The following is a 24,706-nucleotide window of genomic DNA, read 5'->3' on the forward strand; positions in this document are numbered from 1 at the left end:
GAATGCTGGCGGGGCACCTGTGGCGAGGGGACTTGCCCCCGTTCGGCGGCGTAGCCGTCGTAATTCCGGCTGATCGGGTGTATCTGAAACTATTCGATTGAATGGTTTTGGGGCTGCTGCGCAGCCCAACGGGGGCAAGCCCCCTCGCCACAGGGGTTAGCGTGATCTTTGGGAAAATGCCGAGGCAGTGATCCCCCATTGCCCCAGCCAATAACTGAGGATGATCACATAAGGCGCTGCGTCGAACGGCACCACAAACCGGCTGATGCCGATCACGCTGTCAGAAAACACAAAGGCCACCGCACCTGCCGCCGCCAATAGCGCCGAACGCTTGGGCACATCACTGCCGAGCCTTGCGAGCGCGCGCCAGAGCATGGCGCTGATCGCCAGGCCGTAGACGATCACCGGAACCAGCAATGGCCCCAGTCCATGACTGATCAGGATTCCCAGCAGCACTGCACCCACACTGAGGGCAGTGATCAGCGGCAGCAGCGCCAGACGCCGGCAATCGCTCAAGTAGGCTTTCAGATAGGCCAGATGAGCAACCAGAAATGCACCCAGGCCAAACACGAACAAATCACCCGGCCACGCCAGCAACACATCCCCGAGCAGGGAGAAGATCAACCCCAGGCTGATCCAGCGCCGATACTCGCCTGGTGGTGCGTCATGCAGCCAGCCGAGCAGGGCCAATACGGGCAGAGGCTTCACCAGCAGACACAGCAGGGAGGCATGTACGCTCACGCCATAGAGAAAGGTCACCGCGCCCATCAGCGCCAGAATCAGCCAGCCCACGGTCAGTTAACCGAGATCGCGCAGTCGAAGGAATCCACCGGCAACACTTCCGGCGCCCATGGCTGCTGCGAGGTCAGGCGCAAGCGTCCGGTGCCGGGGGCGAAGGCCTGAAAACGCCAGGTCGAGACCCCGGCTGAGCCGACGATGCCAGCATCTTCCGGATTTCGATAAACCTCTGGTCCCAGGGCGTGCAAGACACCGCCGGCGGAATCCTGGATCGCCCAGCGATAGCCCGTGGTCGGATTGCTCGGCAGGGTCAGGATCAGGTTTTGCCCATTGCTGAGCTGCACCGGGCATTCGCTTTGTTTTTCCACGGTCACGTTGTGTTTCGGTTGCGTGGCGCAAGCGGCCAGCAAGGCGAGGGCGAGGGGGACAAACAGGCGAATGGGGGACATAGGGTCAGTGGCTCCGGCGTTCACGACGAACGGCGAGCATAACCGAGATGAGACAAATTGTGACAGCGGGGGACGGTGTCGTTCGGGCTGACGCCATCGCTGGCAAGCCAGCTCCTATGTATGGACTCGCCCCCACTGTCTACCCGCTTTTGAAAAACCGCTGCCCCGTTGCATCTATGTATTAGGCCTATTCGTGGAAGCCGTCTTCGGCTTCTGGCCAAAATTGGAAAAGCTCGTGGTATGCCGATTACAGTCAGGCCTCGAAGGCCAGTAGGAGCTTAGGCATCAATCCACGCCGGTCTTACCTGGGGTCAATTTTTTTCAGCAGAGGGTCAGACGGTTAGTACCTCGGTGGCAGAACTCTGTCGCTCAGTGGCCCATCGTCGCTGGCTGGCCATCACCCGCGTGGCGACGATAAGTCTGGTCATTCTGTAGAAGCACCCAGACGATTCGCAGGTTGCGGTTGGCTAGCCTGATCGCAGCCTCCTTACGGCCCAACCGGCTCATCCAGTGCAACAAGCGGCGGTCATCGGGTTGCTGGGAATCAGGTCGTAGTTGTTGCAGCACCGCATGGGCTCCCTGGATCATCAGGCTGCGTAAATAAGCATCACCTCGCTTGGTCATGCCCCCCAACCGGACCGTCTCCCCGCTGCTGTGCTGGTCAGGCACCATGCCAAAGTACGCGGCAAACTTGCGGGCATTGGGAAATCGCTCAGGCTTGGTTTCCTTGGCCACCAGTGCCGTGGCAGTGACCGGGCCGATGCCGCGCACAGTCATTAGCCGCTTCGCCGTCATGTCAGCGTTGGCGGCCACTTCCAGGCGTCCCGTCAGTACGCTGATGCGCTCGCCCAAATGGCGCCACTCGGCCAACAGTTCGTCGATCAGCTCACGCAGCAGGCCCGGCACCGGCTGGGTGGCATCTTCCAGCACCCGCGGGATTTTCTGGCTGATCGCAACATCGCCCTGTGCCAAGGCTACGCCGTGCTCAAGCAGCAGGCCGCGCATCTGATTACTGAGGGCCGTGCGTCGACGCACATAGCCCTGGCGGGCACGATGCAACGCCTGCATTGCCAGCGCCGCAACGCTTTTGACCGGTACTGCGCAGATTTTTTCATCGCGATTGGCCCGCAGAATCGCCAGCGCATCGTTGCGATCATTTTTAGGCCCGCTGCGATGTGTGGCCACCAAACCGGCTGGAAGAATCCGCACCGGATTACCTTGCTCTTGCAGCTGCCGGGCCCAGGCCTGGGCACCCGGACCGGTCTCCATCAAAACCACGACATGCGCCGGCAACTGTCGGAGAAAATCATAAAACGCCTCGCGCGACTTGATCCGCTGCTCGTAGCGCACCTGGCCGAGGATATCTTCACCGGCGACCTGAAAGACCTGTTTGGCCAAGTCGACCGCCAAGGTTGTGCAGGCCGACAAATCGGAAGAAGACACGGATTGATCAAACGAACTATGATTTTTCATGGACTCGCCCTCGCTGTCGTTGGCTGTTTAGACTGCCACCGTGGCGCATTGACGCCTCGGCTTGGGCGAGTCCATCCAATTACAGAGGGCGGCGGTAGAAAACCTGTAGGAGCTGGCTTGCCAGCGATAGCGCAGGTACAGGCGCTACAGGAACGTCAGAACAACACCTTCGCCACATCCGCAAACTTCTTGGCAAAGTGCGCGGTCATGCCTTCCTTCAGATACTCCGGCAGTTCCTCGAAATTCCCCCGGTTGGCCTCCGGCAGAATCAGTTCGAAAATCTTCTGCCGCCGCGCCGCAATCACCTTTTCGCGCACCCCGCCAATCGGCAGTACATGCCCGGTCAACGTCAGCTCACCGGTCATGGCCACGCCTTTTTTCGGTGGCTGGTTGCGTGCCAGCGAGAGCAGGGCGCTGGCCATGGTCACGCCGGCGCTCGGGCCGTCTTTCGGCGTGGCGCCTTCCGGCACGTGCAGGTGGACGAAGGCTTCGTCGAAGAACTTCGGATCGCCGCCATAGGACTTCAGGTGCGAGCTGACGTAGCTGTAGGCGATCTCCGCCGACTCTTTCATCACGTCACCCAGTTGTCCGGTGAGCTTGAACCCACGGTTGAGGGTGTGGATGCGCGTGGCTTCGATCGGCAGGGTCGCGCCGCCCATGCTGGTCCAGGCCAGGCCGGTAATCACGCCGACCCCCGACAGCACCTGCTCGTTGCGGAACACCGGTTTGCCGAGGGACGTTTCGAGGTCTTTCGGGCCAAGCTTGATCACCGCCTTTGGATCGTCGAGCAGTTTCATCACCGCTTTGCGCACCAGTTTGCCGAGGTTTTTTTCCAGCTGGCGCACGCCGGCTTCACGGGCATAACCGTCGACCAACGCCTTGAGCGCGCTGTCGCTGATGCTCAGGCTGCCCTTGGACACGCCGGCTTTCTCGAGCTGCTTGGGCCACAGGTGACGCTTGGCGATGGCGACCTTTTCTTCGGTGATATAGCCCGACAGGCGAATCACTTCCATCCGGTCCAGCAACGGGCCGGGAATCGAATCCAGGGTGTTGGCGGTGCAAATGAACAGCACTTTCGACAGGTCCATACGCAAGTCGAGGTAGTGGTCGAGGAACTCGACGTTCTGCTCCGGATCGAGGGTTTCCAGCAGCGCCGAGGCCGGGTCGCCCTGGTAGCTCTGGCCCATCTTGTCGATCTCGTCGAGCATGATCACCGGGTTCATCACTTCGACGTCTTTCAGGGCCTGCACCAGTTTGCCCGGCTGGGCGCCGATGTAGGTGCGGCGGTGTCCCTTGATCTCGGCTTCGTCGCGCATGCCGCCGAGGCTGAAGCGGTAGAACGGCCGGCCCAGGGATTCGGCGATGGACTTGCCGACGCTGGTCTTGCCCACGCCCGGCGGACCCACCAGCAACACGATGGAACCGCTGATCTCGCCTTTGTAGGCGCCGACCGCGAGGAATTCGAGGATGCGGTCCTTGATGTCGTCGAGGCCGGCGTGGTGCTTGTCCAGCACCTTGCGCGCGTGCTTGAGGTCGAGTTTGTCCTCGCCGTACACGCCCCACGGCACCGAGGTCGCCCAGTCGATGTAATTGCGGGTCACCGCATATTCCGGCGAGCCGGTCTCGAGGATCGACAGCTTGTTCATTTCCTCTTCGAGGCGTTTCTGCACCTGCGCCGGCAAGACTTTGCCCACCAGCCGCTGTTCGAACTGTTCGAGGTCGGCGCTGCGGTCGTCCTTGGTCAGCCCCAGCTCCTGCTGGATGACCTTGAGTTGTTCCTTGAGGAAGAACTCGCGCTGATGTTCACCGATCTTGCGGTTAACTTCGGCGGAAATCTCTTTTTGCAGGCGCGCGACCTCGACTTCCTTGCGCAGCATCGGCAGGACTTTCTCCATGCGCTTGAGCATGGGCACGCAGTCGAGCACTTCCTGCAGTTCACTACCGGTGGCCGAGGTCAGGGCGGCGGCGAAGTCGGTCAGCGGCGACGGATCGTTGGGGCTGAAGCGGTTGAGGTAGTTCTTCAGCTCTTCGCTGTACAGCGGGTTCAGCGGCAGCAGTTCCTTGATCGCATTGATCAGCGCCATGCCGTAGGCCTTGACCTCGTCGGTCGGCTCGGTGGGCTGGTGCGGGTATTCGACTTCCACCAGGTACGGCGGGCGATGATGCTTGAGCCAGGTCTTGATGCGTACGCGGGTCAGGCCCTGGGCGACAAACTGCAACTTGCCGTTTTCGCGGCTGGCGTGGTGCACCTTGACCAGCGTGCCGTAGAGCGGCAGGGCCGAGGTATCGAAGTGGCGTGGGTCTTCCTGGGGCGTGTCCATGTAGAACAGGGCCAGGGAGTGGTGTTCGGACTTGGCTACAAGGTCCAGGGTCTCGGCCCACGGTTCTTCGTTGACGATGACCGGCAGCACCTGGGCCGGGAAGAACGGCCGATTGTGGATCGGGATGATGTAGACCTTGTCCGGCAGGTTCTGGCCAGGCAGGGCCAGGCCTTTGCCAGGTTTGTGCTGCGGTGCGTTTACCGGATCGGCGTATTCGCTCGGGTCTTCGGGGAATTCCTGCTGGTCGCTCATGGGGGCACCTGCGCAATGGGTATGGGTCTTAGATGGGGCAGGTTGGCGGTGGTTTCAACGGTCATTTTCTGCAACGCGGTGTTTCGCAGACGTGTTCAGCGCAGAGACAGGTTAGCTGAACCATGGCTGTGCGCGGTCAAAATGTGGGAGCGGGCTTGCTCGCGAATGCAGTGTGTCAGTCGATGCAAATGTTGTCTGACACACCGCTTTCGCGAGCAAGCCCGCTCCCACAGGGGGGAGCTGTGTGGCACAAAAAAAGGCGACGTCCTCACGGGCGTCGCCTTTGGTTTTACTGCCGCTGAAACTTATTCCGCCAGCTTGTACGCAATCACATAGTCACCCATCTTGGTGCCCAGTGAGCCGTGGCCACCGACGACCAGCAGCACGTACTGCTTGCCGTCCTTGCCGGTGTAGGTCATCGGCGTCGCCTGACCGCCAGCCGGCAGGCGCGATTTCCAGAGCTCGCTGCCGGTGTTGACGTCATAGGCGCGCAGGTATTGGTCCAGCGTGCCGCTGAGGAAGCCGACGCCGCCGGCGGTGACCATCGAGCCGCCCATGCTTGGCACGCCAAGTGTCAGGCCGATTGGCAGTGGCGAGCTGTCGCGGCTGGTGCCGTTCTTGCGTTTCCACACGACTTTGCTGGTGGTCAGGTCGATGCCGGCGACGTAGCCCCAGGCCGGAGCCTGGCACGGTACGCCGAACGGCGACATGAACGGGTGCATGATCACTGCGTAAGGCGCGCCCGTGTTCGGTTGCACGCCCGCTGTTTCGCTCTCGCGCTTGCTGCCGGCCGCGACTTCGGCGCGAGGCACCATTTTCGAGACGAAGGCCATGTAGTTCGGGCTGGTGAACAGCATCTGGCGAACCGGGTCGACCGAAACGCCGCCCCAGTTGAAGACGCCGACGTTACCCGGATAGATCAGGCTGCCCTGTTCCGACGGCGGGGTGTACTGACCTTCGTAGCGCAGTTCCTTGAACTGGATGCGGCACAGCATCTGGTCGAACGGGCTGGCGCCCCACATGGCTTTTTCGGTCAATTCCGGGGCCAGCAGGTTCAGGTCGGAACGGGCCTGGGTCGGCGCGGTGTGGTCACCTTTCACGGCGCCTTGCGGAACCGGGATTTCCTTGATCGGGATGATCGGCGTGCCGTCGCGACGGTCGAGTACGTACAGGCTGCCTTGCTTGGTCGGTTGGATCACAGCCGGCTTGATGCCGTCGGCGGTTTTCATGTCCAGCAGGGTTGGCTGGCTGCCGACGTCCATGTCCCACAGGTCGTGGTGAGTGAACTGGTAGTTCCAGCGCACCTTGCCGGTGGCCAGGTCCAGCGCGACCAGGCCGGCACTGAACTTCTCGGCGCCCGGGGTGCGGTCTGCGCCCCACTGGTCAGGGGTCTGGTTACCCAGTGGCAGGTAGACCATGCCGAGTTTTTCGTCGACGCTGGCCAGCGACCACATGTTGGCCGAGTTGCGGCTGTAGTGTTCGCCCTCTGGCAACGGTTCGGTCGCATCGGGATTGTTGCTGTCCCAGTTCCACACCAGATGACCGTCGTGTACGTCAAAGGCACGGATCACGCCGGATGGCTCGTTGGTCGACTCGTTGTCGGTGACGTGGCCCCCCATGATCACCAGGTCACGAGTGATCGCTGCGGGCGAGGTGGCGTAGTAGCCACCGGGGGTGAACGGGCCGATGCCTTGAGTCAGGTCAACCACGCCGTTTTTCCCGAAACCTTCGCAGACTTTGCCGGTGTCGGCGTTGAGTGCGATCAGGCGTGCATCGGCGGTTGGCAGGTACAGGCGACGCGGGCAGGCCTGGGCGACGGCTTTGCCGGCCTCGGAAATCACTGCGGAGGCAGCGTTTTCAGACTGGGCGTAGGCCGCTTCGTCGTAGTACGACACACCACGGCAGGTCATGTGGGCGAAGCCCTTGAAGCCCACCGGGCTCTTGATCTGCGGGTCGAAACGCCACAGTTCCTTGCCGGTGTCCGGGTCCAGCGCCAGCACCTTGCTATGGGCGGTGCAGGCATAGAGCATGCCGTTGGCCTTGAGCGGGGTGTTTTCGTTGGTCAGTTCCACCGGGTCATCGGCGGTTGGCAGATCGCCGGTCTGGATGCGCCAGGCTTCTTGCAGCTTGCCGACGTTGGCCGGGGTGATCTGCTTGAGCGGCGAATAGCGGTCACCGAATTCGCTGCGGCCATAGGCCTGCCAGTCGCCTTCGGGCATCTGCGGTGCAGTGCTGGTCATGTCAGTCGAGTCACGACCCAACTCGCCGAGGGTCTCGCCCGGATGGGTGAACTGGCTGGCCAAGGCGGTGGCGCCAGCCAGGACCACGGCCACGCCCAAGGCGCCAGTGCCCATGGGGGCAGGGCCGTTGATCAGCAATGGACGACGGAACCACGGCAGCAGCATCACCACGCCGAGGGCGAACCACAGCGCCAGGCGCGGCACCAGTTGCCACCAATCCAGGCCGACTTCCCACAGCGCCCAGACGGTACTGGCGAACAGCACCAGTGCGTACAGGCCCAGCGCCGCGCGGCGCGCGGCGATCAGCAACACGCCGCTCAGCGCGAAGCCGATACCGGCCAGCAGGTAATACAGCGAGCCGCCAAGCATGCTCAGCTTGATCCCCCCGGCCAGCATGGCCAGGCCCATCAGCAGAAGCAGAATGCCGAGCAGGGTCGGCAACAGACGGCTTCGACTCAAGGCACTATCAGTGCTCATAGTGTGATTCTCCGTGACGTTTCATAGAGTCCCGCGCAAGTTCACTGTAGATGACGATCCGGCGCGGGCAGGGTTCATAAAAAAACGGTGTGGTCCTGTAGGAGCGAGCCTGCTCGCGAAAAACCCGAGAACGCCGCGGGGAATCAGGTTCGCAGCGTTATCGTTGACGACCATCGCTGGCAAGCCAGCTCCTACAGGGGTTTTGTGGTGTTTTTTAGAACGACGACTGGACCTTGATCCCGCCGATCAGCGCGTCATCGACCTCGTTCACGCCACCGGGATGGCGGACGTATTGCAGGTTCGGGCGCACGGTCAGCCAGTTGGTCACGTGCACGCCGTAATAGAGCTCGGCGCTGTATTCGGTGTCCTGGGGCGGCAGGTAGGACGGATTGTCGTAGTCGAAGACGACATTGGCCTGGTTGGTCGCCTCGGCATTCTTGCGAAAGGCCGGGTTGACGTGGACGCGGGCCATGGCAAAGCCGATGTCATCCCGGGCGCGCGCGTCGAACGGGCCTTTGTAGACGAGGCCGGCCTGGACGTAGTTGTCGATGGCGTTGGTCTTCTTGTCGTGCATCGTGCCGTTGGCGAACAGGCTCAGGCCGCGAGAGTGGTCGCTGGCGAGGCTGGTGACCTGCTGCTGAAGGCCCAGCCACACGCCGTGCTTGCTCGACGCGCTGCGGTAGGCTTCGCCACTCAGGGCGGCAGGCTGGCCATTGCTGTCCTTGTAGACATCGGTGGCGTTGGCGCTGCTGTAGTAGTAACCGGCGCGGTACTCGCCTGGCAGGCCGTTGAGTTTCGGCGTCCACACCAGCTCCACCGGCAGGACCGCGCCCTGGGTACCGCTGCCGCTGAGCTTGAAGCCGTTGTCGCGATCAAGGTTCGACGGGTTCTGCTCGTACGCGCCGACCTGTGCATAAAGCTCTGGCGTCAGGTGATATTTGACCCGCAGCGCCCATTGGCTGACCGGCCAGTTGTACCAGATGTCGCCCGCCCAGTTGCCGACCTGGGAGCCGCAGAACGCCAGGTTCTGGAAGTCGCAGGGGAAGCTGTTGAAGTCTTCGCCTTCACCGAATCGGCCGACCTTGATGTCGAGTTTTTCATCGAGGAATTTCTGCTGATACCACATCTGCGTCAGGCGCCAGGTCTGGCCGCGGCCCCAGACTTCCTGAGCCGAGGTGAAGCCGCCGACACGCGGGTCGTTGATGCGGTCATTGCTGATGTTGTTGCCGCTGCGTTCGGTGAGGGTCAGCTGGAACTCGGCGTCATTCCAGCCGAGGATTTTCTGCAGATCCAGGTGCGTACCGAGGCCGAACTGGTCGCTGTAGCGCGCGGTGCGGTCGTGGTCGTAGCCGCCATGCAGGTTGCTGCCCATTTCACCCGTGTAATCGACTTTGAAGTCGTAGCCTTTTTCCGCAAGTTCGGTGCGAGTGCCGTTCCAGTCACCGAGCATCCACGGTGAGTCGCTATCGAAGGCAGGCGCGGCTTGAACGCAGGAGGCGAGGCCCAGCGCCGTGAGGCCGCCGATCAGCGCCAAGGCGTTTGGACTGGCAAAAGATGTTGAGACAGCGCTGTCTCGCGGAGTTTTAAAATCAGGCATAGAGAGGAAGTTCTTGATCTTTTTCTGGGGGAATAACGAAAACAGCGGCGTAAAGCTCGGTGCAGAAGCGTTTCAGCCAAGGCGGGCGCAAGGATAATGTTCTGTTACAAATAGAGAAAGCGCTTTTGCTGACATGCAGCCTTTCGGAATCGGTAACAGTCAGCTCTTTGTAGGAGCGAGCTTGCTCGCGATGGTCGTGAACGATAACGCGTCAAACCAGATACCAGCGGCGTCGTTGCGTTTTTCGCGAGCAAGCTCGCTCCTACAGGATTCCAGCATCCCAAGATCACCTACATTTGATAGATCGCTTCCACCCGACGAAACCCTCGGCTAAGGTGCGCGGCTTCCAATTCCCTCTCTGCATGAAGGCCCGGCATGACCGAACACAACACCGACCCGCTGCATGGCGTGACGCTGGAACAGATCCTCAACGCACTGGTTGATCACTACGAGTGGTCGGGGCTGGCCGAGCGTATCGATATCCGCTGCTTCAAGAGCGACCCGAGCATCAAGTCGAGCCTGACGTTCCTGCGCAAAACCCCGTGGGCGCGGGAGAAGGTCGAACGCCTGTACGTGAAGTTGATGCGTACCAAGCGACCGCTTTGAACATGATCGCCCCGTCCGGATTTCGCCGTCATTTTGTGGCCGTGGCTGCCACGCTCGGTTGGGCGGGTTTGAGCATCCAGATGTACCTGATTTTCCATTCACGCTGGACGCTGGGTGCCAGTCTGATCGGCGGGCTGATGAGCTTTTTCAGCTACTTCACCGTGCTGACCAATACCCTGGTGGCGACCGTGCTGACCTGTGAATGGACATCCCGCGAGTCAGCCGCGCGCCGCTGGTTCCTGCAGCCCTGGGTCAGCAGTGCGATCGCGGTGAGCATCGCCGTGGTGAGCCTCGCCTACAACCTGCTGCTGCGCCACCTGTGGCATCCCGAAGGCTGGCAATGGCTGGCCGATGAACTGTTGCACGACATCGTGCCGCTGCTGTTCCTGGGGTACTGGTGGGCCTATGTGCCCAAGGGCACCCTGCGCCTGTGGCATATCGCGGTGTGGGTGATTTATCCGCTGCTGTACTTTGCCTATGCGCTGTGGCGCGGGCATCTGCTGGCGGTTTATCCGTATCCCTTCGTGGATGTGGACAAACTGGGTTATCCACAGGTGTTCATCAATGCAGGCGGGTTGTTGGCGGGGTTTTTGGTGATTGCGTTGGTGGTGATCGGGGTGGATCGGTGGCGGGCTCGAAGGTAACCACGGCTATGGCGCTGTGGAATGCTTTTTTGTGGCGAGGGGGCTTGCCCCCGTTCGGCTGCGAAGCAGTCGCAAAACAGGTAAACGCGGTGTGCCAGGCCACCACCGGTCGCAGGTTTTAGCGCCGCTTCGCGGCGCAACGGGGGCAAGCCCCCTCGCCACATAGTGACGCCAATCACTCCTCGGCGCTGTCATCCAGTTTCCAGTACCCCACCGCCTTGACGAACTGCTCGTCCAGCCCATGCTCATCCAGCAACACCCGCCGAATCTGCCGCGACACTTTGCTCTCAGTCGCCACCCACGCGTACAGGCTGCCGGTTGGCACCTTGATTTGGCGCACGGTGCTCAACAAATGTTCTTTGCCGCCTTCGCGCAATACCCAGATCACATTGACCTCGGCCGCGCTGTGCAGCACTTGCTGCTCCTTGCCGTTCTCCACTTCCACGATCACCAGTGCACGGCGGTTGGCCGCCAGGCCTTCCAGGCGCCGGGCGATGGCGGGCAGGGCGGTTTCGTCGCCGATCAGCAAGTAGCTGTCGAAGATGTCCGGCACGATCATCGAACCCCGCGGTCCGCCGATGTGCAGGAACTGCCCCGGTTGGGCTTGCGCCGCCCAGGTCGAGGCAGGGCCGTCACCGTGCAGCACGAAGTCGATGTCCAGTTCCAGGCTATCGAGGTCGTAGCGGCGCGGGGTGTAGTCGCGCATTTCCGGCAGCGGGCCGTTGTCCTTGCCGGCGCCCAGCACCAGGGTTTCCAGAGCGGCAGCCTGCTCGGCGTTCTGCGGGAACAACAGTTTGACGTGATCGTCCGTGCCCAGGCTGACGAAGCCTGCCAATTGCGGGCCACCCAGGGTAATCCGGCGCATGCGCGGGGTCAGGTCGACCACGCGCAACACCTCCAGGCGACGGCGTTTGATTTCGTGCATGACACGGTGAATGGTGCTGATCACTTCAGTCATTCGGCTTTCTCCTGAACGGGTTGAACGGCGGGGCCGTCGACGATGGCCTTGGCGGTGTCGTTGAGCAGGTCACGGACCCGCAGGATTTCTTCCGGGCTCCAGCGCCCATGATGCATTTGCAGGGCGTGGCGCAGGTTATGCACCGCTTCGTGGATTTCCGCCGGACGATCATGGCCGCGCAGCGAACGCTTGCTGACGTCGATGCGCATCCGCACGCCATCCAGTGCAACGGCTTGCTCTTGCAGGAATAGACGTCCGGCGTCGGTAATTGTGTAGCGTTTTTTCCCGCCTTCGGCGTCGCCCAGGATCAGTTCGCTTTCTTCCAGGAACGTCAGGGTCGGGTAGATCACCCCAGGGCTGGGGCAGTAGGCGCCCTCGAACATGCCTTCGATCTGGCGGATCAGGTCGTAGCCGTGGCACGGCTGTTCGGCGATCAAGGCCGGCAGCAACAATTTCAGGTCACCGGGGGCAAACACCCGGGGGCCGCGGCCACCGCGTTCGCGGGGGGAGCGTTTCTCGAAGCCGTCACGGCCGTCGCCGTGTTCGCGGTGGGGGGAATGATGGTCTCTCATTTTTGCGTTCTCTCGTCGTCTTTAGATGTAACTTAAGATATATCTTAAGCGGATGGCAAGCCCTCCCGACCAGCGGCCACTCCTGACTGCAAAATGGAAATCAGCGTCAAACCCCAAAAAATAGTGATCAGCGGAGCGGGTCAAAAGGTCAAGATTAGTGTTAACTCTCTAATCTATTGTCCTTGTCCACTGTTTACGGGTAGTGTGGTATTAGTCTTACAGACGCTACTTGGTTAATATCTCGCAGGTCATGCTGTTAAAACGCTATTTGTAGTATTTCTCTTACAGTCAAACATTCGCTTTATATGTTTTTCTGCTTTTTTCTTTCTGCGTTAATGGCACTTTGGCTACGCATTCGCAGGAACCTTCCTGCTTACTTTCAAGAACAATTGGTCGATCATCTTTCGGCGTTGAAAGTTCAGCTGGGCAAATGGCTGCTCGTGACAGTTTTTACTCAACATGAACTTTCAGCACACCATCCTTTTTAAAGACAGGTACTGAAAGATGTTCAAGAAAATCGCATTTGCTGCTCCCCTGGCTGTTCTGGCCCTGAGTTCCTCGATGGCGTTTGCCGCCACCGAAGCCCGGCACTCCATCAGTTTGAAGGCAACTGTCAACTCCGATGACTTCTACGCGGTGCCGGTTGATTTCGACCTGGTCAACAAGGATCAGGACATGAGCTACAACCCAGGCATCGACGCCATGAAAACCGTCGACGGGCACTTTGACGTCCTTCACACCGCCGGTAAGGTCAACGCACGACTCGAAGGCGTTCCAAAGTTGATCGCCGGTAGTAAAACCATTGATTTGAAAGTCGAGCTCAATGGCAAGACATTGAATACCACTTCGCAGGAAGTTGTCGGAGATACTGATTCCAATACACGCTACCGCGCACCTTTCAAAATCAGTGCAATCACCAGCGGCAAACCTGATGCAGGCGAATACACCGGTGTTGTCATGTTGGTCGTTGAGCCTTCTGTCTAAACAAGACTTTCGACACTAATACGCTTACTTGTTCCAGGTAACGTACCCGGTCGGCAAACTTTCCGGTTTGTCGACCGTGTTTTGACTTCTTCGTAATCAGAGTATTCGTTCATGTTCCCGATGACGCCCATCGCGGCGGCGCTTGCGCTGCTGTTATGTAGCAGTGCATTTGCGGCGCCCACTTCCATTGATAACACGCCACGAAGTTTGCTGGCACAGGCCAAGGGCCTGCCGGCCGAATTCGAAGAACATTTCTTCGATGTACCGCTGGCGGTTCGGGTCGAGCTCGACCAGCAACCCCTCGGCGAGGCGATGATTGTGTTGTCCCGCGATGACCGGGTGACGTTGCTCGATTTCACCGATACCAGCGAAAGCCGCTTCAGTGCAGGTGAGCGCGAAGCCTGGGCCGATATTCTCAAACCCGGCGTGGCGCTTGGCTCATGTAGCGGGCAATGCCCGGAGCAAATGCTGGCGGCGCACTACAACCTTGAAAATTCATTGCTGTCGATCGTCACCGAAAATGCCGAGCGCGACAGCGAAGCCAAACGTTATTACGAGCAACCGCAAGGCGGCAGCAGCGGCCTGATGGTGCGTAACCAGCTCAATCTCAACGGCGGCCAGGACCAGGACCTGGGCGGTCGTTTTGGCCTGGAGGCCAGCGGCAGCCTGGGCAACTGGACACAGGCCTTCAACATGCAACTGTCTCGCCTTGGCGGCCCGGACGACAAGCTTTATCACGCCGTGCATGAGCTCTACACACAGCGCGAACTGGAAGGGAGCTTTTTTCGTCTGGGTTACTTCACCCCCAACTCCGAAGGCCTGACGCGCCAGCCCCGCTCATTCGGGACCAGCCCTGATACCGCTGTGGGGGTGATGTATGGCAGCTCCGACAGTCTGGCGATCGACAGCCCCAAGCCCAGCGTGTATCCGGTGTACGTCACGGCCAACCGTCAGGGCTCCGTGGAGATCTATCGCGATGGTTTGCTGATCAACACCCAGTCGGTGCCGGCGGGTTTGCAAACGCTCGATACGCGACCCTTGCCCGGCGGTATTTATGAGGTGGAAGTGCGGCTGATCGAAGACGGTCAGGTGACGTCCACCACCCAGGAGTTGATCTATAAGCCGAATAACTGGCGCAACTTTGATGAGCGCTGGCGCTACAACCTGTTCGCCGGGCAGGAAAGCAAACTGCTCAGTAATTGGGACCAGCAGGACAGTGGCGACGCGACGGCAGGCGCTGCGATCAACTATCTGCTGCACCCACGGGTGATTCTCGGGCTGTCCGCGCGGCAGGTTCGCAACACGCTGCAGTATGGCAGTTCCATCGATTGGAGCCTGGCCAACAGCGTCAGCCTGTATGCCAACGTTTATCAGACCGAAGACCACGGCACCGGCGTCGATTTGCAGGCGCTGTACAACTATGGCTCCGGCAGTCTGGTGGTGAGCCACAACCGCAGCTGGCTGGACACCACCAACACCTATGACACGCTGCCCGACGGCACTCGTGTGCGCCAACGCAATGTGTTCACTGGCGAGACCAGCAATTCATCGCTGGCGTTGAACCATCGGATCAGCCGCAAGAGTTCGCTCAATGCGCGGGTCTCGCACAGTGAAGGCAACGTTGAAGGTGTCGGTGTTGATCTGGGCTGGGCGCAGCGCACCGAGTTGTTTGGCAGCGATGCCAACTGGCGGTTGTCGCTGTTTGATCGTCCGGGCAGCTACAGCAGCGGCAATGCGCGCAATCGTGGGGTCGACCTGAGTATCAATATGGCGTTGGGTCGTCCGGGCCAGCAGATCTCCGGCAGCATCGGCAGTCGCACCGCCCGTGATGGCAGCCGTGACAACAATGGCTCCATCGGTTTTCGCCAAGACCTGCAAGACCACGTACTGCAAAACGTCTTGGTGACCGCGCTCACCGACACCTATGGCGTCGGCTTGTCGAGCCTGGCGAACTTTCGCACCGATGCCATCAACGGCGACGGATTTATCCAGCGTTCGTCGTTCAACGGTAACTACACCGGAGGCTTGAACCTGGACAGTTCGGTGATCGTCGGTGCTCAACGCATGGCCCTGACGAGTCAGCATCAGGGGCGAGGGGCGGGGATGATCGTCGACGTCGAGTCCGATATCGACGGCATCGCCTTGCGGGCCGACGACCTCAGCGGTGGTAGCGCGGCGTTGCGCCCGGGGCGCAATTTCATTCCGCTCACCGCCTACAAAAACAGTTCGGTGAGCTTCGACTTCGAAGGCAATCACGCGCCGGCGGCCAGTATCGAACCGGGTCGTACTCGCTATCACCTGAACAAGGGCGGCGTGGAGTACCGCAAGGTCCGCGTAATGAAAACCCTGACCGTGCTGGGGCGCCTGATCGACCCGCAAGGCCGGCCGCTCAAGGGCCACCACGTGATCAACCACGCCAGCCGTGGCGTGAGTGAAGTCGATGGCTTCTTCTCGATGGAAATGCATGCCGGTTCGCCAACCCTGGAAGTGCGTTACGCCGATCAGTTGCTGTGCCAGTTCCGGCTCGATACCGACAAACACCGCAGTGAAAACAACGTCTTGATGATCGGGGATTTGCGTTGCACGCCGGACACCTTGGCGGATGCCTCATTTACTCGACAGGAGGCCAGTTGAATGGTGAATCTCAAGACTTGGATGCCGCAATGGCTGTGCGTGCTGGCGTTGTTTGTGGCGACACCGGCCGAGGCGGTGAATCATGAAATCAGGGCGTTGTTCACACCTGATTCCGCGAACCCGCAAAGCAACAAGTTTATCAATCAGACACCATCCACTGGCTACTGTGGGGACTACCCGGATATCTGCCGTAATAGCGATACCTTCAGCATCCGGTTGATGACGCGCGTCGTATCAAACAAGCTGATTCAAGCCGATGCCGGACCGCGCGAAAGCGCAATGTTCAAGGTGCCGGGGGGGTGGCGTTCATTGACGGTCATCAATGCGGAAACGGGGGACGTTGAAACAGTCGAAGTACGTATTTCCGGCGTTGGTTCCAATTATATCTTGAGTGATACGGCCGCCAATCTGACCGGAGCCTCGAGTCCAGCGGAAGGCCACGGTCGGTTGTGGAAAGGCGCAGGCTGGGTGTATCCAGCGCCCCCCTGTACAACCACTGGGATGGGTTTTCTCGGGGCGACAACGTACGCTTTTTTCTGGAAAACCCCAGATGAACGCGCTTGCGTAAAAGTGGCCAATTTTCCAATCCCGGCCATCACCTATGACTATCTGGATTTTGCCTATGAACTGCGTACGCCCAACCCGCTAGGCATGTCATCGGGACTATATACCGGAAGCTTGAGTTATAGCCTGGGCCCTAACGGAGACTTCGACTTTGGCGATGTCATGATTCCGAACGACTCGGACCTGACCCTGGATTTCGTGCTGGATGTTCAGCACACCCTCAAAGTCGAGATTCCGCCCGGCGGCGAAAGGATCCAGCTGGTGCCCGCCGGTGGCTGGCAGAGCTGGCTGCAGGCAGGGCGGCGTCCGGTGAACCTGTTCCGCGATCAGACCTTCAACATCTCGGCGTCGTCACGTTTCAAGATGCTAATAGATTGCGGGCCTGGAATTAATAACGAATGCGCACTGGAAAACTCCGAGTTGAACAGACGAGTCGAGCTGTTCGTCTTTGTCAGCCTGCCCAATGGCATAACCGACCTTTCCGGACAACCTGTGAGGCGTTTGCGACTGAAGACGGGTGCGGGGAATGAGCTGTATTTCAAACCCGGTTTCTATGTGGATCGAGCACCGGGAACCCTGCATTTCGAAGTACCGCCCCATTCGATGGAAGGCATGCTGCGACCCGGTAGCGGCGGCAGGTATGCGGGCACTGTCAAGGTGTATTGGGATTCGGAAATCTGAAGGTGCGCGCTGCGATCAAGCACGCCGCCATCCTTGGCCGATGTTCGCCACACGGGTCATTTTTACAGGGAGTTTTAGTGTGAAGACTTGCAATGGGATTGAACGGTGGTTGTTACGTTCTTTCGTGGCGCTTTTCAGTCTGGTGGTTTCGGTGTCGGCGCAGGCCGCCTCCATTGAGGTCACGGCTTCATTCAAGCCTGATCCGGGCAACCCGATGCGTAACGAATTTATCAATACGACGCCGTATACCGGGCACTGCTCCATTTACCCGACATTTTGCGAAGGGCTATCCATCTTCAGCATCCAGGTGCCGATCGAATTCAATTCCAATGGCCCGATCGAAGCCCGGCACAGCGATATGCGCAAAGGTGCGATGTTCAAGCCCCCGACCGAGTGGGCGTCACTACAGGTTGTTCATCAAGAGACCGGAGAGCCGTCGATATTGCAGGTGCGCATAGCATCGATTGGCGGCCGCTACTACCTGCCGGACCGGGTTCAAAACATCATCGGTGAGGGCGCGCCCGACAGTAATCCGGACGCGCACGCGATGCTGTGGAGTGGGTACAACTGGACTTATCCGCCCGCACCCTGTGGCTACACCGGAGGCATGTTTGTCGAACCGACGTGGCGTTCGTTTTTTTGGTTGACGCGACCAGGCAGTAGCTGTGTCCCGACGGCCGCTTACCGGATTGAAAGCCTGCGCTATGACATGTTTCAGATCGGCTACGAGCTGCGCACCCCCAATCCGCTGAAAATGTCCCCGGGACGCTATGTCGGCAGCCACACCTACGGGGTCGGTCCCGGACGTGATTTCGACATGGGCGACATCATGTTGCCCAGCGATGACAGCCTGACCATCAACTTCAATCTCGATGTTGAGCACACCCTCCAGGTAGAGATTCCTCCCGGTGGTGAAAACGTCCAACTGGTTCCGGCGGGCGGCTGGCAAAGCTGGTTGCAGGCCGGGCGTCGGCCAGTGAGCCTGCTCCGAGACCAGACGTTCAAGATCTCCGCCTCGTCGCGTTTCAAGATGCAGTTGGAGTGCGAGACGCCAGGGATTGTCACCGATTGCCAGATTCGAGACCCCGTCACCAAGTACGCGGTGGAACTGCAAGTCAGCGTCAGCCTGCCCGATGGCTTGACCGATATGTCCGGGCAACCGGTCAAGCGGCGTCGCTTGCGTACCGGACAAGCCAACGCGCAACAGTTCCAGCCCGGCTTTTTCGTGGACAGGGCACCCGGCATCCTGCATTTCGAAGTACCGCCATACGTTATGGAATTCATGTTGCAGCCCGGCAGAGGTGGCAACTATGCAGGTCGGGTCACGGTGATCTGGGACTCGGAAGTCTGATGGGCCGCGTATCGATACAGGGAGGTTGTGTTTTGTTCAATGTGAAGAGGTTCATGGATATGAAGCGTTTGTTGCTGTTGATGGGTTTGAGCGGTTTTTCCCTGGCCATTTCGGCCGGACCGCAGATTAACGTCGGCACGGTGTATGACTATCTGGACGGGGAGAAGAGCACCTACCTCAAGCGCGTGTTCAACAGCGGTGACAGCACGGCGTTCGTCAAGGTCAACATCCTCGAAATCGTTTACGACGCCGAGGGTGGTCACCAGGAAATACCGGTCAGGACGCAAGCGGACGGTAGTGGCCGGGATGGCTTGATGGCCAGCCCCGCGCGACTGATCGTGCCGGCCAAGGGCATGCAGGGCACGCGCCTGTTACACATGGGCGACCGTGACACCGAGCGTTATTTTCGCGTGCGTTTCGTGCCGGTGGTGCCGGAGAAAGAAGACGAGTTCGCCGTGTCGAGTGAAGAGCGCGAAGCCTACAAAGAGAACTTGTCGGCGGGGGTCAACGTCATGACCGGTTTCGGTACGGTGTTTTTCGTACGTCCGAAAAACAGCCGCTTCGACAGCGTAATCGATGACAGCGCCAGTGTTTACCGCTTGCGTAACAACGGCAACACCGTGGTGCTGATCGATGAGTTTCGCAACTGCTCGCTGAAAAACGAAACCGAGTGTGAGCCGGTCACCAAGCATCACGTTCTGGCGGGAAAAACCTTCGAATTCGAAAAGAAACCCGGTCGTGAGTACCGTTTCAATCTGGTCGAGGGCGCGTCGAAAAAAGCGTTGCGCATTGCCAGCCAGTAACAGCGCAGGGGCGAGTGGCATGTGCTTGCTCGCGATTTTGTTTTTGACGTAGCAGGTAGCAGACATGATCAAGCAATCAGCCATCGGCATGTGCGCTGGCGTGATGGCGCTGGCGGGTTCCCTGGCGTTCGCGGCGCGGGAAGAACACCGGTTCTATGTCTCGGTGGACATTCCGACACTGGGGTTTTACGTGATCCCGGCCGAAACGGACTGGATACATCGCGAACAGATATTACCATGGAACATTCACAGCAAAACCCTGGAGGGGATGCGCAAGAACTTCGACGTCAAGCATGACTCCAGCGCGATCGAGGCACGGCTGGAAGCCGAACCCTATTTGTCCAACGGGCGCGACGAGCAGAACATCTCTTTGCGCGTCAGTTTCAATGGCCTGGAGTTGAGCCATGATCCGCAACCGCGCGAAGTGGTATCGGCAGCCCAGGCCAGGGCCGGTGGACGCTTCCCGCTGGAGATCCAGCCGAAAGTGCCCGCCGGCGGATACAAACCAGGTGTTTATTACGGCAATGTGCGAGTGATATTCATCGCGGCAGCGCCTTGATGTGCGGCAGCCTGATGGGTCAGGCTGCCTTTGGCCATTATTGGCCAGCTTTGCGCAGGGCCTCTCGGGTCAGGCGTCTCGCCAGTTCTTTTTCGTTGTTACCGAGGTCGACGAGCATTCGGTCGAAGCTTGCTTCGCTGATCGGCTCATCGGCAAACACTACCGTGGGCAGCACCGGCAGATCGTTCATGAGTACCTTGAGCTGGTTGCGCAGGTCGGCTTTGCGAACGTCCTGCGTCGCCTCGAGCCACTGAAGCTGGATTGTACGCAGGGTCTCCAGTTTCTCGTATTTGCTCTGGTACAGTCGTTTGTTCGCCTCCTTTTCAGTCGGCCAGGTTTCACGCAAGTAGTGCTCCCAGAAATCCTGTTCAAGCATCGTGTTGATCAGGCCATCGCCTTCACCCAAGGCCAGAGCCGTGTCGTACGCCTGATCAATCATGGCGTCAGTTACGCCGGCAACCGGTCGGTACAACATGCCTTGCGATTGCCACGGCAAGTTCAATCGCGAGGCGAGACCGGTCTGGTACGCCAGGTAGACTTCAACGTCATCAGGGTTGCCGCCACGACTGGCGACATCGGCCCGGGCAACTTCGTTGACGTGATCCAGTCGTGCGGCACCTTTGGCCAGGGTCACCAGTTTGCGCTGAAGCGCTGCACGGTCAGTGGTGAATGAATAGGCCTCGGAGGCGAGTACGCGAATGCCCATGCTGTTGAACAATTGCGCGCCGGCATCGGCGCAATCGACGGGGGCGATGGCCATGGTGTAGAGCTGCTCGCGCAGCTGAGTGTCGATATGCACGGCATCGAGCATGCGTGCCATGCGCTGTACCAATTGCTGGCGAGCAGGGCCACCAGCGACAGAGTCAGACGAGTGTTCCTGGTTGATCAGGACTTCGATAAACGCATGGGACCGGGGGTCGTCGGACAGTTCCTGGAAAGTGCTGATCCGTTCTACTCCCAACCCCGGTACATTGGCCCAATCGTTGGCAGTGGCCCCGTAATTCGCCGGGATAGAAATCACCAGAGGCTCGGGAGGCAATCCCACTGAGTGACGAATATCCTGGTATTGCAGTTGGTTCGTCTCTGACAAATCACCGACGTTGAGTCGGGTTCGGGCAATGACCCAGGCCTGCGGTCTGCCGGGCACTACCTCGGGAATAACGCCGAGAGGATTGTCCCGCAGGTCCAGGAGAAAACCCCTTGGTCGGGTTTTGCCCAGGGTGCCGTCGGGCCAGGTGGTCAGGCCGGTGTTTTTCAAGGCCACAAGCTTGAGCCTGGGCATGCGCCCAATGTCCGGCGCCATCGCCAAGGGGTTGTTATCGAGCCTGAGTATTTCCAGATAGGTCAGTGGCTTGAGGCGCTGGACTGCATCGGCATCAAGCACAATGGCATTGTCGCTCAACTGCAGGCGTTCCAGCCGCTGCATGGCGCCGATCCTGTCGGGTAGCGTCTTCAGCTCGCAACGCCGGGCGCTGAGTTCGCGCAGATTGGGGAAGTCTTGCAGCAAGCCATCCGGCGTTGCCTTGAAGCGCGTGTTGTCGAGCTTCAGTACCGTCACTTTATCCAGGAATTTTTTCAGCTCCGGTCGTTTTGGCCATGAGGCTTCCAGATCCACGGATGAAAGCTCCCGTGACAGATCCAGCGCATAGCCATCCGGATTGGCACGGTTGCCGAGTTCACTGTTCTTTCGCTCGAAACACTCAAGCAGGCGCTCTGCAATGTGCAGGCGCGTGCCGCGTAGCGGCATCGGATTATCGGCATCCAGCCCGGCGAATTGATGCTCCCAGAGTTCGACAGTCCGGCGTAGTTCGTCGAGGTCTTTTTCCTGTTCGTCGAGAAGTTTCATCGGCTCGCCCTTTTCGATCAGGGCCTGGGCAAAAATGTCTACCTCGTTTTCGCTGAAATGTGGATGCAGGTCTTGAATCCGTTCGTGCAGTGTCGCGCCTGAACGGCTGGTCCCGGCACCGCGCACCAACAGCACGGTCTCATGCTCGGCCACGGTACGAATCGGTGGCGTGGCCAGAACTGTCCGGCGCTCGCCCGGCGTCTCGATCTTGGCAATGACCCATTGCTTGAAGAGCCCGGTATCGCCCGGTCGATATCCCAACGCTCTCAGTCCATCCCCGCCCATGGCCTGGAGCAGCGCGGGAAGAAGATCATCGGCTGCATGGATCTGACGGTCCTCGGCGTCACGCACTGCATATTTTCCGGATTCGTCGCGAACCATGACCCGTACTTGTGTTGCATCCTCGGGTCCGGCGCTGCAGCGCAGTTCGCCGTCGAACGTGCCCTGGCGGATTTCGATGCGCAGCTTGCCGAAGATATCGGTTTGCATGCGCAAGGTGCCCAGCACCAGGCGTTCGGTATCGCCGCTGACCAACGCGTCGTCGTACAGGCCGTGGGCGGCGCGGACCGCCTGGGTCTCGAACTGAAGCTCCCGGGCCTGGCTTTTCAGGCGCAAGGGCAGGCGCTTGTGCCGGGTCATTTGCTGGCGCTCCGACGGGGTGGCACCGGCGAAGATCTTTTGCGCGACGGTTTCAGGCAATTCGGGATAGCCGCTGAAAAGTGCGGCCATTTCCGGGGGCAGCGCAGGAGGCGGATTCACCGGTGCCCCCAGGCGTTGCAGGGTGTCGGTCAGCAGGGGGGGGGGCGGGGCGTGCTCGATGTGCATCCGGCGCAGCTCGGCTTCTTCGGTACCGCTGATCTGACGGATCTGCTCCAGTTGCGTGTCGCTGAAGGCATCGGTTGTATGACCAATGCGCCTCATCAATGTCGAACCTTCCCACTCGCGCGGGTTTTCCGTTTCACAGACCCAGGCACCCTGATCATTGTGACGCAGTGTCGGTGCATAGGCATCGAACCGCTGCGGATGGCGGATGCGCTGTTGCCCTGTGACCGGGTCGTCCAGCACTTCGAAGTGTTGATCGTCCAGGCGCAAGATGCGCCGGCCTTGATGCTGGTAAATACCTTGTCCATCCGGCTGGGCGTCAGCCGCAAGAACTACATCGGGTCGCTGGTACGGGGTCAGGTCAGGGTTCCACAAACGCGTCTCACCGTTTGCCAATTGCACCGGTTTCAGCCCCTCGAAGAACGGTGAGAGTTTCGCTCGCGCGACATTACCGATTGCGCCACCCGCCGCAAATGCGCCCAGTTGGACGACGCTTTCCAGCACGCTGATGACTTGTTCTGCAAACTCGGCAAAATGGCCCTCGGCCAGATCGACGATACCCTCGACCACTTCGTCCGTCAGTTGATAGGCGGTGTAGGCCAGCATCAGTTCGCCCAGGCCTGGCACAAACGGCGTCGCCACCAGCAGCGCGACGTTGAGAATGTCCGCCAGCATTTTTTCCAGGTTATCCCACCAGGCCCAGCGGGCCATGCGGTCGGCGTAGTCGGTGGAAATCGCGATTTCCCGCGCATCGTTGAGAATCTTGTTGAGCTTCTGTTGGTAGTAGTAGCCCCAAAGATCCTTCTTGAACGTGGTTTCCTTGTCGGTCTTGACGTTCGACAGGCTGAATTTCAAGTCGGGGTTGGCCACGGGTGTTTCACGCCAAGTGGGCAAGCTGGAGCCAGGTGGGACCGGTTGCCATTTGATATTGCTCAGGCGGTCATTCAGTCCGGCAAAAAAAAGGCCGCGTTGCTGATGGGGCACGAATTGGCTGAAGTACTGTTGATAACTTTTGCTGGAGGTGCCGTCGCGCAGCTGGCGTGTGAGCTCCGCCATGAAATCGAGTATCGACGGGTATCGCTTGAGCGGATGCTCCGGGTCATGGGGAACATAGGCGATGACCGGTACGGTACTTGTGGCTGTGTCCAGATCGGGGGCAATCAGCACAATGCCAACCAGGCGCGTGTCCATCATCGACAGGTTGTAATAGCTGACGGGCTGCCCGCGCCATTGCAACTTTGAGCGATCGTCGAGCATGCCTTGCACGACGTCATGGGCCTCCTGGTCGATGTCCTTTTTCATCAGCGCCATGTGCGCCGCGATGTTGAGCGCGGTCTTGTGACTGAGGGTGACCTTGTGGCGCAGGACGGTGTCGGCCACCGGGTTGTCCGACAGCAGAAATTCGTTCAGGTGTTGTTGGTAGCGGGCGCCGATATCCAGTTCGCGGCACAACGATTTGAACTGCTCGATGCTCAGCTTGTGCTTGAGCTTTACTACGCCGAAGTGCCCACGGGCGTTGGGGCGGGTGATGAACTCCGAGTCCTGGGTGAATGCCTCGTCGCGGGAAAAATTGTGCAGGGCGGCATCCAGCAGCGAGACGGTGCGGCTGGTGGTGCCTGCGGAAAAGTCATGCACCCACCATGAGGTTTTTGCCGGTGCATACAGCCGCAACCAGGTCTCTTCGACGTCATCTTCGACACCGAAGCGGTCCTTCAGCGCCTGTTGCAACAAGGGTTTGGCGAAGGCGTAGACATCCTGCAATTCGCTCAGGGCCCGGTCGACATCGTTTTGCGCGGTCCAGCCGAGTTTGACGTCCTTTTTCAAGCGTTCCCGTAGCGCCTGTGCAGCGTCCAGCTGCCAGGCGGGAAGGGTCACGCGATCATTCTTCAGCGCAGTGATGCGAGACAGTGATGCTTCTGCCAGCCAGGAAGGGATGGCCTGCCTGACCAGGTCGAAATGGACGCTTTGATCCGTCGGGTCGTTGGCGAGCGAGTCTGAAGTCCGGTGCGTGTGGTGCATGGTTTGATCGTCCGTTGATCATGGATGGAGCGATCAGACTAGGCAGGTACCTTAGGTAAAAAAAGCGCAAAAACAGGTTCGGAATGACGTCTATATCGTCCCGAACCCGGCAAAAA

At 59.7% G+C, this 24,706-nt stretch carries 17 protein-coding genes; 8 read left to right on the forward strand and 9 right to left on the reverse strand.

Annotation, left to right across the window (positions count from 1 at the left end; all coding sequences use genetic code 11):
* Positions 1–156: 156 nt before the first annotated feature.
* From QMK54_RS05345 to QMK54_RS05370, 6 genes are all read right to left on the reverse strand, one after another.
* Positions 157–792, reverse strand: a complete 636-nt coding sequence (locus QMK54_RS05345) for a lysoplasmalogenase (protein ID WP_223595229.1) — start codon at positions 790–792, stop codon at positions 157–159.
* A gap of 2 nt (positions 793–794) precedes the next feature.
* Complete coding sequence (locus QMK54_RS05350; RefSeq protein ID WP_320402179.1) at positions 795–1,187, reverse strand: protease inhibitor I42 family protein; 393 nt, start codon at positions 1,185–1,187, stop codon at positions 795–797.
* A 369-nt stretch (positions 1,188–1,556) separates the two neighbouring features.
* A complete protein-coding gene (locus QMK54_RS05355) occupies positions 1,557–2,615 on the reverse strand; it encodes an IS110 family transposase (RefSeq protein ID WP_320402891.1) in 1,059 nt (352 codons plus the stop codon).
* A gap of 200 nt (positions 2,616–2,815) precedes the next feature.
* A complete protein-coding gene (lon, locus tag QMK54_RS05360) occupies positions 2,816–5,233 on the reverse strand; it encodes an endopeptidase La (RefSeq protein ID WP_223595232.1) in 2,418 nt (805 codons plus the stop codon).
* Positions 5,234–5,538: 305 nt separating this feature from the next.
* Positions 5,539–7,950 (reverse strand): glucose/quinate/shikimate family membrane-bound PQQ-dependent dehydrogenase, encoded by a 2,412-nt coding sequence (locus tag QMK54_RS05365; protein ID WP_320402180.1) that lies wholly within the window; start codon positions 7,948–7,950, stop codon positions 5,539–5,541.
* Positions 7,951–8,164: 214 nt separating this feature from the next.
* The gene (locus QMK54_RS05370) at positions 8,165–9,547 is read right to left on the reverse strand and encodes a carbohydrate porin (protein ID WP_320402181.1); all 1,383 of its coding nucleotides are present in this window, start codon (positions 9,545–9,547) and stop codon (positions 8,165–8,167) included.
* A 375-nt stretch (positions 9,548–9,922) separates the two neighbouring features.
* Between QMK54_RS05370 and QMK54_RS05375 the strand changes: the two genes are divergently transcribed.
* Together QMK54_RS05375 and QMK54_RS05380 are read left to right on the forward strand one after the other, a co-directional pair.
* Positions 9,923–10,153 (forward strand): VF530 family DNA-binding protein, encoded by a 231-nt coding sequence (locus QMK54_RS05375; RefSeq protein ID WP_090453280.1) that lies wholly within the window; start codon positions 9,923–9,925, stop codon positions 10,151–10,153.
* A gap of 2 nt (positions 10,154–10,155) precedes the next feature.
* A complete protein-coding gene (locus QMK54_RS05380) occupies positions 10,156–10,797 on the forward strand; it encodes a Pr6Pr family membrane protein (protein WP_223595343.1) in 642 nt (213 codons plus the stop codon).
* A 175-nt stretch (positions 10,798–10,972) separates the two neighbouring features.
* Here QMK54_RS05380 and QMK54_RS05385 read toward each other — a convergent pair whose 3' ends face one another.
* On the reverse strand, positions 10,973–11,755 hold the full coding sequence (locus QMK54_RS05385; RefSeq protein ID WP_223595239.1) for a siderophore-interacting protein: 783 nt from the start codon (positions 11,753–11,755) through the stop codon (positions 10,973–10,975).
* On the reverse strand, positions 11,752–12,327 hold the full coding sequence (locus QMK54_RS05390) for a PadR family transcriptional regulator (protein WP_110660074.1): 576 nt from the start codon (positions 12,325–12,327) through the stop codon (positions 11,752–11,754). The genes QMK54_RS05385 and QMK54_RS05390 overlap by 4 nt, the downstream gene beginning before the upstream one ends.
* A 504-nt stretch (positions 12,328–12,831) precedes the next feature.
* Here QMK54_RS05390 and QMK54_RS05395 point away from each other — a divergent pair.
* The 6 genes from QMK54_RS05395 to QMK54_RS05420 all read left to right on the forward strand — a co-directional run bounded on the left by QMK54_RS05395 (position 12,832) and on the right by QMK54_RS05420 (position 19,903).
* On the forward strand, positions 12,832–13,311 hold the full coding sequence (locus tag QMK54_RS05395; RefSeq protein ID WP_110660073.1) for a CS1 type fimbrial major subunit: 480 nt from the start codon (positions 12,832–12,834) through the stop codon (positions 13,309–13,311).
* A gap of 111 nt (positions 13,312–13,422) precedes the next feature.
* The gene (locus QMK54_RS05400) at positions 13,423–15,945 is read left to right on the forward strand and encodes a TcfC E-set like domain-containing protein (RefSeq protein WP_320402182.1); all 2,523 of its coding nucleotides are present in this window, start codon (positions 13,423–13,425) and stop codon (positions 15,943–15,945) included.
* Complete coding sequence (locus QMK54_RS05405; RefSeq protein ID WP_223595243.1) at positions 15,946–17,190, forward strand: hypothetical protein; 1,245 nt, start codon at positions 15,946–15,948, stop codon at positions 17,188–17,190.
* A gap of 79 nt (positions 17,191–17,269) precedes the next feature.
* On the forward strand, positions 17,270–18,541 hold the full coding sequence (locus tag QMK54_RS05410) for a hypothetical protein (protein WP_223595245.1): 1,272 nt from the start codon (positions 17,270–17,272) through the stop codon (positions 18,539–18,541).
* A gap of 59 nt (positions 18,542–18,600) precedes the next feature.
* Positions 18,601–19,344: a molecular chaperone gene (locus QMK54_RS05415; protein WP_110660070.1), complete on the forward strand. Its 744-nt coding sequence runs from the start codon at positions 18,601–18,603 to the stop codon at positions 19,342–19,344.
* 64 nt (positions 19,345–19,408) lie between these two features.
* Positions 19,409–19,903 (forward strand): CS1 type fimbrial major subunit, encoded by a 495-nt coding sequence (locus QMK54_RS05420; RefSeq protein ID WP_110660069.1) that lies wholly within the window; start codon positions 19,409–19,411, stop codon positions 19,901–19,903.
* Between the two features lie 37 nt (positions 19,904–19,940).
* Here QMK54_RS05420 and QMK54_RS05425 read toward each other — a convergent pair whose 3' ends face one another.
* Positions 19,941–24,590 (reverse strand): dermonecrotic toxin domain-containing protein, encoded by a 4,650-nt coding sequence (locus QMK54_RS05425; protein ID WP_320402183.1) that lies wholly within the window; start codon positions 24,588–24,590, stop codon positions 19,941–19,943.
* Between the last annotated feature and the right edge of the window lie 116 nt (positions 24,591–24,706).

Source organism: Pseudomonas sp. P5_109, assembly GCF_034009455.1.
Taxonomy (GTDB): Bacteria; Pseudomonadota; Gammaproteobacteria; order Pseudomonadales; family Pseudomonadaceae; genus Aquipseudomonas.

Coding starts and splice junctions, on each gene's coding strand:
- QMK54_RS05350 (WP_320402179.1), bottom strand. CDS start 1,187: ATGTCCCCCATTCGCCTGTTTGTCCCCCTCGCCCTCGCCTTGCTGGCC.
- lon (WP_223595232.1), bottom strand. CDS start 5,233: ATGAGCGACCAGCAGGAATTCCCCGAAGACCCGAGCGAATACGCCGAT.
- QMK54_RS05365 (WP_320402180.1), bottom strand. CDS start 7,950: ATGAGCACTGATAGTGCCTTGAGTCGAAGCCGTCTGTTGCCGACCCTG.
- QMK54_RS05370 (WP_320402181.1), bottom strand. CDS start 9,547: ATGCCTGATTTTAAAACTCCGCGAGACAGCGCTGTCTCAACATCTTTT.
- QMK54_RS05375 (WP_090453280.1), top strand. CDS start 9,923: ATGACCGAACACAACACCGACCCGCTGCATGGCGTGACGCTGGAACAG.
- QMK54_RS05380 (WP_223595343.1), top strand. CDS start 10,156: ATGATCGCCCCGTCCGGATTTCGCCGTCATTTTGTGGCCGTGGCTGCC.
- QMK54_RS05385 (WP_223595239.1), bottom strand. CDS start 11,755: ATGACTGAAGTGATCAGCACCATTCACCGTGTCATGCACGAAATCAAA.
- QMK54_RS05390 (WP_110660074.1), bottom strand. CDS start 12,327: ATGAGAGACCATCATTCCCCCCACCGCGAACACGGCGACGGCCGTGAC.
- QMK54_RS05395 (WP_110660073.1), top strand. CDS start 12,832: ATGTTCAAGAAAATCGCATTTGCTGCTCCCCTGGCTGTTCTGGCCCTG.
- QMK54_RS05400 (WP_320402182.1), top strand. CDS start 13,423: ATGTTCCCGATGACGCCCATCGCGGCGGCGCTTGCGCTGCTGTTATGT.
- QMK54_RS05405 (WP_223595243.1), top strand. CDS start 15,946: ATGGTGAATCTCAAGACTTGGATGCCGCAATGGCTGTGCGTGCTGGCG.
- QMK54_RS05415 (WP_110660070.1), top strand. CDS start 18,601: ATGAAGCGTTTGTTGCTGTTGATGGGTTTGAGCGGTTTTTCCCTGGCC.
- QMK54_RS05420 (WP_110660069.1), top strand. CDS start 19,409: ATGATCAAGCAATCAGCCATCGGCATGTGCGCTGGCGTGATGGCGCTG.
- QMK54_RS05425 (WP_320402183.1), bottom strand. CDS start 24,590: ATGCACCACACGCACCGGACTTCAGACTCGCTCGCCAACGACCCGACG.